The 15,971-nt window shown below is 46.2% G+C and carries 8 protein-coding genes; 2 read left to right on the top strand and 6 right to left on the bottom strand.

Going from position 1 to position 15,971, the window contains the following annotated elements; all coding sequences use genetic code 11:
* Nucleotides 1-1,224: 1,224 nt before the first annotated feature.
* Nucleotides 1,225-1,467, top strand: a complete 243-nt coding sequence (locus ECHVI_RS23750) for a hypothetical protein (protein ID WP_157501514.1) — start codon at nt 1,225-1,227, stop codon at nt 1,465-1,467.
* 917 nt (nt 1,468-2,384) lie between these two features.
* Here the strand turns inward: ECHVI_RS23750 and ECHVI_RS18220 are convergent.
* Nucleotides 2,385-2,804: a hypothetical protein gene (locus ECHVI_RS18220; protein ID WP_015267500.1), complete on the bottom strand. Its 420-nt coding sequence runs from the start codon at nt 2,802-2,804 to the stop codon at nt 2,385-2,387.
* 372 nt (nt 2,805-3,176) lie between these two features.
* Here ECHVI_RS18220 and mgrA point away from each other — a divergent pair, with 372 nt between their 5' ends.
* The gene (gene mgrA, locus ECHVI_RS18225) at nt 3,177-4,166 is read left to right on the top strand and encodes an L-glyceraldehyde 3-phosphate reductase (protein ID WP_015267501.1); all 990 of its coding nucleotides are present in this window, start codon (nt 3,177-3,179) and stop codon (nt 4,164-4,166) included.
* A gap of 74 nt (nt 4,167-4,240) precedes the next feature.
* On the opposite strand, the gene ECHVI_RS18230 is transcribed toward mgrA, so the two are convergent.
* From ECHVI_RS18230 to ECHVI_RS18250, 5 genes are all read right to left on the bottom strand, one after another.
* Entirely contained in the window at nt 4,241-5,998 is a 1,758-nt protein-coding gene (locus ECHVI_RS18230; protein WP_015267502.1) for a glycoside hydrolase family 9 protein, read from the bottom strand.
* A gap of 12 nt (nt 5,999-6,010) precedes the next feature.
* On the bottom strand, nt 6,011-9,334 hold the full coding sequence (locus ECHVI_RS18235; protein ID WP_015267503.1) for a VCBS repeat-containing protein: 3,324 nt from the start codon (nt 9,332-9,334) through the stop codon (nt 6,011-6,013).
* A 412-nt stretch (nt 9,335-9,746) separates the two neighbouring features.
* The gene (locus tag ECHVI_RS18240) at nt 9,747-11,021 is read right to left on the bottom strand and encodes a glycan-binding surface protein (protein WP_015267504.1); all 1,275 of its coding nucleotides are present in this window, start codon (nt 11,019-11,021) and stop codon (nt 9,747-9,749) included.
* A 45-nt stretch (nt 11,022-11,066) separates the two neighbouring features.
* Nucleotides 11,067-12,731 carry a RagB/SusD family nutrient uptake outer membrane protein gene (locus ECHVI_RS18245; protein WP_015267505.1) on the bottom strand — a complete coding sequence of 555 codons (1,665 nt, stop codon included), beginning with the start codon at nt 12,729-12,731 and terminating at the stop codon, nt 11,067-11,069.
* A gap of 20 nt (nt 12,732-12,751) precedes the next feature.
* A complete protein-coding gene (locus ECHVI_RS18250) occupies nt 12,752-15,910 on the bottom strand; it encodes a SusC/RagA family TonB-linked outer membrane protein (RefSeq protein WP_015267506.1) in 3,159 nt (1,052 codons plus the stop codon).
* Nucleotides 15,911-15,971 lie beyond the last annotated feature (61 nt).

The raw sequence follows: 15,971 nt of genomic DNA on the forward strand, positions 1-15,971 counted from the left end.
TTTGGATATCATTAACCATCGATAGAAGACTAAAGTTCTTTCGGTCTAAACAAATGTTTAAATTGGTGATGTACGGTAGCTAACTAGGATAAAACACATCATATCATGGATAAAAGTGCAGGTGATCATCCGCTCCTCCTGAATTCACTTTGGCTAATGACTGATCAGTACTGAATGAGCAAAAGTTAACCAATTATCTCCTTACCTGCCCTGGCTATTCGGCATCCTAAAAAAAATTCCTACCACCTCCATCATTTTTTTACATACTGCCTTATCACGGAACCAAACCTTGGGGAAAGATTCTACAAACTGAGAAATACATCAACCCCATTTTCATGATATTTGCATGCTTTTACCTAATAAAAAAACGAAAACCAGGAACAAAAGGGACAAGAAGAGTATTTTGGGAAAGAAAAGCTGTTAGTGGTAATTGGTCAAACGCATCAAAAAATCAGTCAAGTGTGATCATACCTGATTCAAAATTTGTATAGTCAATGCACTTGATCATCTTGATTAGGGTATCTGCAAATTCTTGTTTGCATAAAAATATCCCAAAATTAAAGGTTTCATGCTGAATAGGATGAATCCTTCGTTCGTCAAATAAGCGGGACAAGTCTGTTTTACATTTTGCCCTAACCAACAAATGATCACCATTCGATGGACTATTTACTACAGACAAAAAACCGTTTGTCGAGGTTATTAGCATATTTGGCTTTTATTTAATGAAACTTAAATTAAAACAACGTTTTAATAGTTAGTTAGCAAACACTAGTCCAATTATTAATAGACCTAGCATTTTAGACACCTACCGCAAAACATTCAATAAACAAGGGCATTCCTCACTAAATTTTAAGAAAAACCCGCCATTTATTAAAAATCAGTTAATGAATTAAATGTAATCACAGAAATCTAAAAACGCAACAAAAAACATCTCCATAATCAACTTTTTATCAATTACTTAACACAAATTATCATGCCTAAATGGAGCACTTAAATTTTTTTGTGGAATAAAAAATACCCTTTTTGGGGTATTTTTCATCAAATTTATTTTGTTGTTCGTACACACTTTTACTCACTAAAACAATGGGTTTTTTCTCCTTTTTGACATTTATCCAAGTCAAACAGGAATCAGGAAAACCGAAATGCAGGATCAGGCCATATTTCCAGTAAGCCATGGATGGACCAGATAGGTGCACAAGCCTTGGCGAATCTATACGCATAGCAATGATAAATTCCTTTCGATGCAGAATTAAGGCATCCACTTGGTGCCTTGGTGCCTTTGTAGCGCTATTAGTGACAGGTGGTTTTACAGATCAAGGCGGTGTTTACCGAAGTGCTGAGCTAGCCATTCAGCCTTTGATTTCAGAATGGGGTTCCAAAACAGCTTATCCCAAGGCTTGGAAAGGAGTCCTCTTCATAGCAACGGGCATGGGCATCGTAAACATCAACCTCATTTTAAGCCACTGATAAAAGGGATGAACACAGATTAGCAATGCCTTAGGACCACATCTGTGAATATAAGCGTTCATCCGTGGGCAAGTAGCAACCAAAGATGGCAAGCGTAGGTATAATGGATCAAGCAATATTTCTGGGGGGATGATTTTCGACATGGTCTTATAAAAGAAAATTTCACACCGCTAATACGATGCTTTTCTCCATCCGCTCGAATGGGTTTTAGCGGGAAGTGGTGGAGAATAGGGCGGGCAATGCGGCTAAAACGGAAAACGTTGAATGGGCTAATTTACCATGGGCTTCACCCATGGCTATGAATGTGCCGCCCCTTTGGGGCTAACTTTCGAGATTACATCATACACCATACCACGGATTTGCAACGCCTTAAGCATCCTATCTGTGTTTATCAGCGTTCATCCGTGGCCAAATAGTAACCAAAGATGGCAAGCGTAGGTATAATGGATCAAGCAATATTTCTGGGGGGATGATTTTCGACATGGTCTTATAAAAGAAAATTTCATGCCGTTAAAACGGTGGTTTTCCTCCATCCGCTCGAATGGGTTTTAGCGGGAAGTGGTGGAGAATAGGGCGGTCAATGTGGCTAAAACGGAAAACGTTGGTTGGGCTAATTTACCATGGGCTTCACCCATGGCTATGAATGTGCCGCCCCTTTGGGGCTAACTTTCGAGGTTACATCATACACCATACCACGGATTTGCAACGCCTTAAGCATCCTATCTGTGTTTATCAGCGTTCATCCGTGGCCAAGTAGCAACCAAAGGAGGCGAAGATCATATTTACCCATCGAAATAGGATAGCACCATCTTTTATGCTTGATCCTTATTTGTAACGGCATCGCTTAGATAAAAAGTAAAAAGGTCCAGAAAAAATCCCTGAACCTTTTTTTTCACCAAGTTTGACATATTAAAAAATCAACGAAAAGAATCTTTGAGTGCCCTCAATATTTTTAAAATGGTTTTATCCTTTATCTTTTTTTCCAAATATCCATGATCCATATGATCAATGTTTACCATATTTATCAGGATATTCCATAACGTCATTTCTCCTAGTTGATCACAAGTGGCCACATTTTTCTCGATCATTTCCCTTCCCCACGCTTCCTTTACTGCCAATCGTTTTTCTTTCAACATCCTTTTGATCTCACATGCCATGTCATAGAAATCATAATAATGATAGGCCGCGGCAGGCGTCAGCTCTTTGCCGATAATCGTTTCTACCCTGTTAAATTCCCTTTCCATTAAGGGAATATAATCCAACACAGCTGTTGGCTTTCGGCAGACATCTAGTCCGGCTATCAATTCGCCACCGGAAAAATCTTGATTCAGCTTCATAACCATACCTTATCATAGTGAAATGAAACAAAAACAACCTAGGTCAAGAGTATTTAAAAACTATCCTTACTCTGCTCCTTTATGTTGATACTAAGATGATTATTATTTTTTTAACAAACAACAAATTACCGTTTTTTATATAAAAAAATGCTTTTTAAATAATGTTTTAGATATTTCATATAATTTCTTATATAAATACAAAGTTTCCCATGTCCCTATGTTTTGTAGCCAATTTTAAAACTAACATACATAACATATAGCTTGGTTAGTGAATAAAAAAAATCTTTCCCGGGCACTTTCTTTCCACATAAAACTGAAAGAAACTTTCGCATTTAGTATATTCATCGCTGAAAAAAACAGCTAAAAAAACCTATGGATTATCAACCTTCCAAAAACCGATATGATCACATGACCTATCGCAGATGCGGTAAAAGCGGCCTAAAGCTGCCCGCCCTGTCGCTTGGTCTTTGGCATAACTTTGGCCATGTAGATGTACTTGAAAATTCCAGAAAAATACTCCAAGCCGCATTCGATGCTGGCATCACCCATTTTGACTTGGCCAATAACTACGGGCCGCCTCCCGGAAGTGCTGAGGAGAATTTTGGCAAAATCCTCCAAAGTGACTTTCAGGGCTACCGGGACCAACTGGTAATTTCCACCAAGGCAGGATATTATATGTGGGAAGGCCCTTATGGAGAATGGGGCTCCAAAAAGTATTTGGTTTCCAGTCTTGACCAAAGTTTACAGCGGATGAAGCTGGACTACGTGGATATATTCTATCACCACCGCCCTGATCCCGACACGCCATTGGAAGAAACCATGGCCGCCCTAGACCTGATCGTTCGCCAAGGAAAGGCACTTTATGTCGGAATCTCCAATTATCAAGCGGAAGATGCGGCCAAGGCCATTGGCATTTTAAAAGAACTGGGCACCCCTTGCCTGATCCACCAGCCAAAATATTCCATGTTTGAAAGATGGGTAGAAGGTGGACTGCTCGATGTCCTGGGAGATGAAGGCGTGGGTTGCATTCCCTTTTCCCCACTCGCACAAGGCTTGCTGACGGACAAATACCTCAAAGGCATTCCTGAGGATTCCCGCGCTGCCAAATCCCACGGTTTCCTCCAAAAGTCCGCCATCACGGAAGATACCCTTTCCAAAATCAACCAACTCAACGAACTTGCCCGAAGCCGTGGACAGAGCCTTGCCCAAATGGCACTTTCATGGCTCCTAAAAGATGTCCGCATCACTTCCGTTTTGATCGGGGTCAGTAAAACCTCCCAACTGGAAGATTCCTTAAAATGCCTCGACAACTGCTCCTTTTCCGATGAGGAACTGGCGAATATCGAGCAGATATTGAAGTAATCCCTTCTGCTGTTCCTGAATAAAATCAGGAACAGCTCCTTTTTCCCTAGTTACCTGCCATATACATCACTTTTTTATGGCTCCATGGCCACCATTGCCCCAATCAAATAGGCCATGGGAGCATTCCAGTTGATGGTAATTTCATTGCTGGCATAACTGCAGACGTGGTCCACATAAGACTCATCAAAAACTCCCGAAGGATAGTTACATCCGTCTTGCTGTCCTGGGTTTGGCCCACCCACCAAAAGGCCTGGAATCGGCTCCTTGACACCATCTGCCTCAGATATCCTATGGTGAGGATGCATGGGGGATTGTGCACCAAATCCCGTGACGAAACAATATCCAGTGGCATTTCTTCCCAGCAAATAATCTAAATTAGCCTTGGCAGCCGATAAGTGAGCAGACTGTCCTTTCAGCTTATACAGTTGGATCAGTGCAACGCCCTGATTGGCGGCCACCGCATTACTTCCCCAGACAAAATCCTTAGGATCCTTTCCCATGACCGAGTGGAAAGCAGTCCCCTCCATTTGCGTAAGCCATTCGTCACCGACGGCCTCCAACGTACCAGTCAATGCCGTTACCAAAGGTGCGAGGGAAGTCTTTTTATCTGCGTGTCGTAACAACGAATAATATCCCAACCAAGCCACATTGCTCCAGCTGGGGACCGTGAAAGAAATGGCCGAAGCATCAGGTAGTTTTTCCAAATACCGCTCCTCCCCCGTGTTCAAATAGAGCTCACAGGCAGCCCAGATCCATTCGTCCTGCAATTGACTGTCACCATAAGCCCCCGTGGTAATATCAGGATCATGTTGTTCATTCATCTTCTCCTGCTCGTACAGCTGGTGAGGGTTGGCCATTGCCCACGTCCACGCGGCCTCTGCCTGCGCCTGCCACTCTTTGCTACGCTTTTCCAGTACTGGAAAATCTTTCATGACACGGGCCGCCTGTGCCATTACGGCAGCGAAATCCAAGGCAGCGGCCGTTGATTTCTGGACGACATAGCGTTTGGCTGTGGCCTTTTCGGGCATGACCATTCCTGCAAACTTCGCCGTGGTCAACTTATGGTAAACCCCACCATCTTCGGGATCTTGCATCTCTGCCATCCAGTCCAAATTCCAAAGGATTTCATCCAAAAGGTCTGGCAAGGCGTTGGAGCTTTCGGGAATGTCCCAGCTACTTTTTGAAAAATAATCGGGAAAATCTTCATAAAGCGACAACATTGTCCCCATCGATATGCCGCTGTTGACGATGTACTTGTTATAGTCGCCTGCATCATACCAGCCTTTTGGAGCAGCAATCACCGTTTCTGCTGGCCTGGTGGGGCTCGCTGCTGAAGCATGCACATATACCTGATCATCGGGGTGACCTGCTGCTCGCGCCCACTTCCCTGCAACTGCCGAATCCAACGCTGTGGATGCACGCTGGAAATAAAAACCTTTTAAAACAGCGGAAAGAAGCCCATCATAAGGAGACTCACTGATCATGATGGGATGAGAACTTCCTACGCCATCGATTTGGATGTGGTACATTCCAGGTGCCGTAACACTGCTGAAATCAGCTTTCCAAGTTTCTCTTTCCGGAACGGTAGATGAAGTGACTTTCACGAGATTCCCTTCGAAGACCGGGTTGCCTGTTTCCTTGGATACCACATGAAAAGCATCACTTTCCGCTTTTTTCATCACAATGGCCACTTTTTCACTGGCAGGATAATGGCCAATTTGGTTTAAGCGAATCACTGGCGTCGGCTCGTCAGATGGTCCGTTATTTTTACATGCTACCAACAAAAGTGTCATCACGAAACACCATTGAAATACGTTTTGTGGGGTTATCATAGGTTATATGGGTTAATGTTCTTTTCTTCGAAATCTCAGCAATGGCTGGTCATGCACCCCTACCCACAACTCATTCTCCAGCTGCAAGGCGCTACGGACATCTCCTTGAATCTGAAATCCACTGGTGTTTTGGTCGACATATTGAAAATGGCCCGTCTTGTCCATTTCCAAGAGCACACCATGATTGGCATCGGTGTCACCCAGTTTTATGCGGGTTTGGTGAATATTTCCTCCTAGCCAAAGCTGTTTTCCTTCCGCCACTGAAAGCGCTACTACACTATAAACAGGTGAAAACTGGGCTTGAATCGGTAATTCCAATAATTTAAACCGCCCGGTTTCCGTCTGGGTAAATAAGGTGGTTTCCAATGTCGTCGCCTGATAGTTTTGCGCACCTTCCAATTCTTCCGATGAAAAGATATCGGTAATTTTGGCTTCTGCATAACTGGCATAATCATCGAATGCTGTTCGCTTATTACTGATTTGCTCAAACAGCTCATCCCTGGTAACGTAGGGATAGGATTCTCCTTGGATAAAAAAGGACAAGATCGGATCCACTGCCCCATTACCATCGAAATCCTTAAAAAGCAATGCTGCAGGCTCCTTCCTGCTCGCTTTGATCTGGGAATTCAGTCCTAAGTTTCCGGCCAACAGTTCGAGGCTGCCATCACCATCCAAGTCCTCTAACAACAACGTATTCCATAGGCCAACATAATCCTGATCAAAATAATCGTCTGTCACTTTTTTCACGGTTCCATCCACCACATCAAACACTTCAATTCCCATCCAACGGCCCACTACCACCAATTCCCCAGTCCCATCATGGTCCAAGTCAGCGACCTTGGCATCGGTCACCAAATGCAGTGACGAAAAAGCATCCTTCAGCCCATCTGGTGCCAATCTAAACTTCCCTGTCCCATCGTTTTGGAGCAACTTGGAAGGATACGACTCTGGAAATCTCCCCGGAACTACCGTTCCACCGATAAAAATGTCGGGAAATCCATCTTGATTATAATCCCACTCCACTACTGTACCGGTATTCTCTTTGATCTGTGGCAAAGCATCGGGGACAAAAGTAAAATGCCCCTTTCCGTTATTCATATAAAGTCGGTCGGTCAATAAGGCGGCATCCGGCACCAAATCATGGTAACCGCCACTGGCTACATACAGATCCAGGTCGCCATCACCATCCACATCCATCATCACCGCTGCCACATCCACTGCATCTTTTCCCTTCTCAAAGTCCGCTTGGGGCACGCTTTCGAATTCATCTGTTCCCGTAGAAAGGAACACACTGGCAGCCTGTCCTTTTCCACCACCAAAAAACACGTCCGGCCGTCCATCCTGATTGACATCTCCCTTGGCCATTGGTGGCCCTAAAGTACTCTGTGGATTGATCAGCAGCGGCTGTCTTTTAAAATCATTGAACTGCTTATCATCATGAACGACCATAGCGGAGCCTTCCACGGGTTCCCAAAGGGGCATTCGCCTTTGGGTGGTGGTGTTGACGGCTTTGGCATCCTCCTGGGCAAAAGTCAGTCGCTGGTTGGATGCTACCGCTGTTAACGTTTGTTCCGTCCCATCCCGCCAGACCACTTTCACCGAATCGATCTTCTCCCCGGCCAATCCAAAATTCAACACTGGACTTACACTGGATTGGTATCCGCGGAATGGCATCTGTTCAAGCAGCTGCTGCTGAGCGCCTTGGTATACCCAAACCTTGGCACCAATACCATGCGTGTTGGCTCCTTTTCCGGCAAGGGCCACCTGCAGCCAATGATGTGCCGAACGGGTATTTCGCTTATTTTCATAGATAAAAGCCTCTAAGTTGACGTTGTTGATGACCAAGTCCAGGTCGCCGTCATTGTCGAGGTCACCATAGGCTGCCCCATTGCTGTTGGAAAAGTGGTCGATCCCCCAAGACGCTCCCTGATCTGTAAACTGCAGGTTCCCTTTATTTTGGAACACATAATTTTTTACTTTTGATGAGGGCATTTCCTTGATCAACGCCAAAACACTCTCCTTGGACATTGCCCCCACATTAAAAATAGAACTGCGGTATTTGATAAAGTCCAAATTGGTAAAATCCCGCAAAAAACCGTTTGCCACGAAGAGGTCTTTCCATCCATCCTGGTCAAAATCTGCCCACAAAGGAGCCCAGCTCCAGTCGGTATTGGAAATGCCCGCCAGCTGCCCGATCTCACTGAACGTCCCGTCGCCATTGTTCAGTTGCAGCATATTGCGCATATATTGATGGTGAAGGCCTACTTCATGAAAGAGGTTAAAATGCTCATAATTATCCTGGGAAGACAATAGTTTTTGCCGTTTGTTTTGCTCCGGAAGCATGTCCAAGCTGACAAAGTCCATCCATCCGTCATTATTCACATCGGCGGCATCACTGCCCATGCTGTACAAACTGGTATGGCCCATCCGTTGGTTTAACTCATCCGTATAAGTATGGTTATCCTGCTGGATATACAGGTAATCGGCTGCCGAATAATCATTGCCTAGAAAAACATCCGGTCGCTGGTCGGCATTGAAATCCGATATACTCAGGCCCAGTCCGTAAGAAAGAGGACTTTCATCCCAGCCTACTGAGGCAGTAATGTCCACAAATTCTCCTCCCCTGTTTTCCATCAACTTGGTACTCGAGTTTTTGTCCTTTTGGGACAGGATATACTCGAAGGACATGGCATCCAAGTTCCGAAAAAGATCCGCGTTGTGGTTGAGCAACACGGCATCCAGGTCTCCATCCCCTTCATAATCATAAAAAGCCGCCGAAGTGGTAAAGGCAGGATCATCCAAGCCATATGCTGCGGCTTCTTCCTTAAAATATGGAATCCCCTCTTGATCGACTCCCTGGTTGACAAAAAGCTGGTTACGTCTGCTCTCCTCGGGAAGTTCACCACTGTAACAAACGTAAATATCCAACCACCCGTCACCATTAATATCTACCATGGACACACCTGTGGCCCAAGACCGTGGTCTGCCGGCGACATTTGCCGCTAAGGTGATATCTTTAAATTGCATTTTCCCTTTGTTAAGGTAAAGCTTATTGTCTACCATATTTCCGGAAAAGTAGAGATCAGCTAAACCATCGTTATTGACATCACCTAAAGCGACTCCGCCGCCGTTGTAAAAATATTGGTACTTGAATACATTCGCTTCCGGAGTTTCGGTGATGGTATTCTGAAACGCTACACCGCTCTGGGCTGGAGGCAGCAAGGCAAAAAGTGGATCTGCTGCCGGGCTTTTTACTGCTTCATCCTGCTTTCCACAAGAAAACATGGCCGCCGCCAATGATAAAAAAAATAAGATGTTTATGGTTATTTTACTCATTTTGGGTGTTTTGTTTTTGATTATGCCTTACATATCAGCAGGATAATTTCTCACAGATTTCCCAGATAACCACACATAAATGCTAAAATAATATGGATGTCAGGCCGAGCGCTTGCCTATCCGGTAATCTAGGAGTCGAGGCCATGCGACAACCTTCGACTCTATCTGGCGAATATACAGGTCCACTCAGGATGACGATCAGACTAACCTTCCCTTAACTTAAGAGCATTACTATCCCCCAAGCCAGAATTTGCAATACTGTTTGACAGCAGTGTACTGAGGCCGAAAATCAGCACAACCAAGGTTCCTGAGCGCAGCCAAACGTTTACTGAGCGTAGCCGAAGTAAAACTCGAAGCGGCAATTTACCGCTTCGAGAGTCAAAACCATAATCCAACTTTTGTTCAAATATTTTTATTCTTCTGCCCTTACCACGCGCACATTGTCAATGCCCATGACCACGGGGATACTTTCAGAGGAATTGGTATTTTGCACCACCAGTCTAAGCTGCTTGGTACCATCTCCACTTCCTGCCAGAAAATCTCCATAAGTACTAAGCCTAACATTACCGCTCGTGAGCTGGCTAATATTCACAGAAAGCGTGTACCAAGTACCATCAGTGGTAGCTACAAAATCAGTCAGCGGCACCGAAGTTTGTAATTCGTTCCCATTGATATCGGGATACCAAATCAGCAGTTCTACATCTTCTATGGATACATCCGTGTTCACTGCAATTTCCATTCTTATATCAAATTTACCAGCTGGGGTACCAGGTGCATATTTATCCATCGGACTGGTTGGGAAAATTTGTACTCCGCTCCAATTGGCGAAATTCATCACTTTGTCATTGCTCCATCCATATTGCGGAGGCAAATCCATATCAATCGCACCGAAGTTACCATCGATCCCCTCAATGCCACCAATGGACGGTACGATCATATTGCCAGAAATTCCCCAGCCCCAGTTCCATGGCCACTCCAGTGCACCATTGGTGTCAAAGTCTGCCACCATGCCATTGCCATCGTAGATTTGGGTTCTTCTGTTTGTAGCCGAGGCACCACTTTGGGTGACCACCGTCACAAAATTGCTTTCGGTAAAATCCACACCTTCTGGAACCGTCACGGTTAGGCGGCTTCCGGTGCTATTGGTGCTGAATCCATCGGTCACAAATATATCTTCTCCCGGAAAATACACGGTATCGATAAAATAATAATACCGTCCAAACAATGTCAGCTGATCCCCCGGTTTCACGTATTCGTTTGCTACCCGGCTGATCTGGGGCGCGGGCGGCAAGGTCTGAAAAGAGATGGACGTCTCTCCACCTTTGGTGACCAGACGAAGCATGTTCGGTACATCAGGGTTGGTAGCCACGGTGGGCACGCTGTCCGTAATGGTCACGATCACATTCTCATTGGTGACATAGGCGGGATTTACCCCTACTGGATAGTCATTCAGGTACACCTGCTGGGTGGTCCCCAAATTCTTTCCAAGGATCGCCAAGGTGCTGCCCAAGGTGGCGCGACTAAAAGCACTGTCTGCCGTAGCAGGATCCGTATAGCGGACACGCTCAATACTGGGCATGCCGGTCACTACATCCTCATCTTCCTGGCAAGCCAGTGAAAACAGCGCCATCACAAGGATCAAGGCACTGCTAAGGATATTGAATTTATTTTTATGAATATTTTCCATGGGTTACTGCGTTATTGGTTATTGAGCTATTCAGTTGTCGGATCACTATTCCTCTGAGCTAAAGTCATAAGGTACAGGAGACTTCCTCAGGTTGGGTGCTTTGGAAAGCTCCACCGAAGGAATCGGCAAATGGAAATTACTCGAATTCACATCAAAGTACCGTGGACTGGTATCGTCCTCAGGAATCTCTACCTCCCACATGCGAGGATCGGGAATCTGATCCGGATAAATCCTAAATGTACCCCGGTCCTGATTACTCAACATGTCATAAGCCCGCTGGGGATCGTAGTACTGGAGCCTTGTAAACTCATACCAAGCCTGTCCCTCCATGGCAAATTCCAAAATCCGCTCGTTAAAGATATCTTCCCAAGTAATGGAAGTTTTGGTGCTCACCCCTGCCCGCTCACGGACCATGTTATAATAGGTGAGCGCCTCTGCAGGATCAGTTTCGAGCATCGCTTCTGCATAGATCAGGTAAACATCAGAAAGGCGTAATATATAAGTATTGATTTCAGTGCCCTGCTGCACGACTTTTCCGTCATTGTCCTCAGGCCGTCCCACGACATACTTTTTCACCCAAGCCCGGGTGCCGTAAGGCTGCCCAGCATCTTCACTGGGGGCCGGAACACGCAGTTCTTGTGCAGAACCTCCCGCAGGAACCTGCGTAATGTAATCGTAGTGATCGCCAGGAAACATAAAAGTGGCTTTTCTACGCTCATCAAACACCCAATCATCATAAAGGTCCAACACCCACTTGGAACCACCAATATCTCCTCCCCAACCGTCAGAGAAGCCCGTGATCTCAGAGCCAAAGGCCAAAAAAGCCTGCACGGAGTTTTGGGCACCCCAAGCATTTAAGTTGCCGGCATTGTAAGTCCACTGCAATGCCGCCAAGGTTTCTTGATTGTTATTGTTGGCTGTTTTGAAGAGGTCTTCGTAATCTTCCATCAACGTGGCGCCGCTATTGTCAATGACCCGCTTGGCAAAGTAGGCCGCACTGTCCAAGTCATCCTGATCACGGGAGCCGGAAATGCCTGCCCGGGTCAAGTACATCTTGGCCAGCATGCCTTCCGCACTCCACTTGTTTAGCCTGCCCTCCTGTACGGAGCTTTCGGGCAAATTGTCCACGGCATAGCGAAAATCCTTGATGATAAACTGCCATACCGTTTCGACCGTATTTCGGGCGATGGTCGTATCCTGCAGCAAGGTGGTATTATTGGTAATGATCGGAACAGGGCCCCAGTTTTGTACCAAATAATAATAGGCCAAGCCGCGCATAAACCTACCTTCGGCGATACCATGCCGCCTGATCCGGTCTGTGACCTCCTCACCGGCATGCTGCTCGATATTATTGATCAAGGTATTGGACTGGCCCACGACATTGTAAAACGACCGCCACGAAGCACCATTTTCCGGGGTTTCACCGGTGGTATTGAAACGGACATTTTCCAGCTGATAAGAACCAGATGTGAGGATTCCTCCGCGGGCATCTCCAATACCATGGGAGGCTTTATCATTATAGGAAAACCATACAATATTGTATAACGGGGCCGTCCCGGCCAATACCTGCTCATCATTTTGATAGAAGTTGGCATCCACGATCGCATCCAGAGGTGGCCTGTCCAAAAACTCCTCTCCACAACTCCACAAGCCTGCAGTGAGGGTCAATCCTCCGACCAGCATCATTGCTTTTTGAATATATTTTTTCATGACTGTTCTCATTTTTTTATTTAGAAATCAATGCCCAAGCTGAAATTGTACATTCTGGTGGACGGATACCGTCCATAGTCGACTCCGATCAGCTGGTTGGCGGCATCCACATTATTGCCCACATAGGCACCCACTTCTGGATCATAGCCTTTGTACTTGGTCCAGGTAGCGAGGTTTTGCACGCCAAAAGACAGCCGTGCACCCCGTACGACATTTTGCCATCCCAAAAGGTTCTTGTCGAATTCATAGCTTAGGTTGATGTTCTTTAACCTTACATAGGAACCATCCTCCACAAACTTATCACTGATCCGTGTCCCGTTTCCATTGGGATCGGTGACGGTGATCCGTGGGATATCAGTGCCTGGGTTGGTCAAGTAGGGATTCCCTTCACTATCGGTTTCCACCTTGGCATAATCAAAGCTCTCCACCAATAGGTTTCTGCCCAAGTTGATGTTATTGGGGTTGGTATTATTGAACCGTGCATAGTTAAAGACATCTGCTCCAAGTGCTCCCAAGAGCAGTATATCCAACTTGAATCCTTTGTATTCAAAGGTCTGCGTGGTACCGAAAGTGAATTTTGGCCAAGGGTTGCCGATAAAGGTCTGATCTCGCTCGTCTATGATATTGTCTCCATTGAGGTCTCTGTACTTAATGTCCCCCACCCAGATATCATCTTCACCAATGGGTAACCTTTCGCCGTTGTTATCTGCTGGGATGGCACTTCCTTCAATGTCCTCCACAGATTGGAAAATCCCCTCATATTGATATCCGTAAAACAACCAAGGAGACTGGCCGATCACTGCCCGCTGGGTAAAGTCATTCATGTACCAAGCGGTACGATCGATAAAGGCCGACTCGGAATAAAACTTGGTCACTTCGGTCTTAAATCCTGAAAAGTTAAAGTTCGAACTCCACCTGAAGGATGTAGCCCGGTTATCGATATTGACCGTATTGATCGTAAAGGCATAGCCGCGGTTTTCTAAAGAGCCTATGTTTACGGTAGGCGTGCCGATACTGCCTTCTCCCTCTGTGCCCATGTACCAAGGCAGCGGATTGGGCAGCAAAAGGTTATCGGTCCTCTTCATGTAAAAGTCACCTTCCACCTGTACCCTGTTATTGAACATGTTCAGGTTAAAGCCCACGTTATAGGTTTGTGTTTCTTCCCAAGCCAATTCCGGGTTTCCATACCGCGTCACCAAAAATCCGCCACCCCACGGCGTGGGTACGCTGGGTGAGCTGAGGGGCGCATAGATGGCATTGGCGCTGCCTTGGTTACCGGTAAGTCCGGTTTCCAAGCGGATTTTCAATTCATCCACCACGGCCATTCCTGCCATAAAATCTTCTTCTGATACCCTCCAGGCAGCCGAAACGGAAGGGAAATAGCCCCAACGGTTTTCCGGGCCGAAGTTTGCAGAGCCATCAGCCCGCAAAGCTGCCAACACGATGTACTTGTCATCGTAAGTGTAATTGATCCTTCCCAAATAGGATTCCATGGCCCATTGGTTTTTGTTTCCGGCATTGGTGGCGCCCTGTGAGGACCCCAAGCCCAACACGGGAAGGTCATTGGAGGTAAAGTTTTGCCGGGAACCTTCTATGGACTCCCAGTTGGATTCTTGAGCCTCATGGGTAAACATCAAGGTCAGGTCATGCTTATCAGCAAAGGTCTTGTTATAGGTCAAGGTCTGCGACCAGTTCCAGTAAAAGCTATTTTCCGCTTTGCTGGTCAGTTCGTTCACGTCATTGGTCACCGACCCAAGCGTATACGTAGGGGTCCAGAAATGGCCGTTGGCATAATTGATATTTCCGTTCAGCTGAGTCGTAAACCTCAGCCCCTCCATGATGTCGATGCCCACGTTTAACCCACCAAGAGCCTGTCTGCGTTTATAAGTCCTATCCAGTAAATTGGCGAGGGCAATGGGGTTTGGCGGGGTAAATTGCAAACTACTCCCATTCAAAGGATCTGCACCGCCCCAGCTGCCGTCTGGATTTTGCACGGGGATATTGGGAGCCATTTGGATGGCGTAGTTGATCACATCACTGCTGCCCGTGGCAAGCTGCTCGTCTGTTTCATTCAAGGCCAGGTTGACGCCGATATTTAACCAATCCCGCACTTCGTTGTCCAGGTTTAACCTCATCGAATACCGTTCAAAGCCAGAACCAATCGCCACGCCGTCTTGGTTAAAGTATTCTCCGGAAAGGTAGTACTTCGTGCTTTCGTTGCCCCCACTTAAGCTTAGCGTATGTTTGTTGAGGGCGGCGGTTTTGTAAAGCGCATCCTGCCAATCCGTACCTTCGCCAAGTAGCGATGGATCCAAAAATGCTGCCGGAGGATCTCCACCTGTCAGGTCACGGATGGTATTGGTCATCTCTGCATATTGCTGCAGGTTCATCACGGCCAAATTATCTGGTTTGTCCTGCAAACTGTACAGGTACGAATAATTGATATTGGTTTGGCCTTCTTTCCCCCTTTTTGTGGTGATCAGCACCACCCCATTGGTACCACGCGAACCGTAGATGGCCGTGGCAGACGGGCCTTGTAAAATTTCCATGGATTCAATATCACTGGGATTCAAGCCTGCCAATGGGTTAGTACCCGAAGTAGGCCCATACGAGACGGTATTGGGCTGGATTTGCACACCATCGATCACGTAGAGTGGCTCATTTGTACCGCCAATGGAATTAATCCCTCGGATATTTACAGAAAGCCCCCCGCCGGGAGCACCCGTGTTCTTGGTCACGTATACCCCCGCTGCTCGCCCTTGAATGGCCTGCTCAATGGTGGTATTCACCGTTTTTTCGATGTCTTCTGAAGTCACCGTCACATGTGCACTGGACATATCAGATTTTTTCATGGTTCCGTAGCCGACGACCACGAACTCCTCCAGGTTGGAGATGTCTTCCTCCAACTGGATATTGATAACACTCTGATTGCCGATGGACATTTCTTGCGGTTTATAGCCGATAAAGGAGTAAACCAACACATTGTCTGCATCAGCGGTGATGGTGTAGTTTCCCTCCAAGTCAGTGGTGACCCCTTTGGTGGTCCCTTTGATAATGATGCTGACCCCGGGAATGGCTTCTCCATCCGAGGCGGCACTTACCGTACCCGTCACCGTGACTTGGGCATAGGTGATTCCTGCTATCAACAACAGAAACCCTAAGAGTAAGCATTTTTTCATAGTTATTGAGGTTTATTGATTAGGTTAATTGACACGAAAAAAGCACTTCCACCAGTCTCAA

The sequence above is a fragment of the Echinicola vietnamensis DSM 17526 genome, from assembly GCF_000325705.1.
GTDB classification, from domain to species: Bacteria; Bacteroidota; Bacteroidia; order Cytophagales; family Cyclobacteriaceae; genus Echinicola; species Echinicola vietnamensis.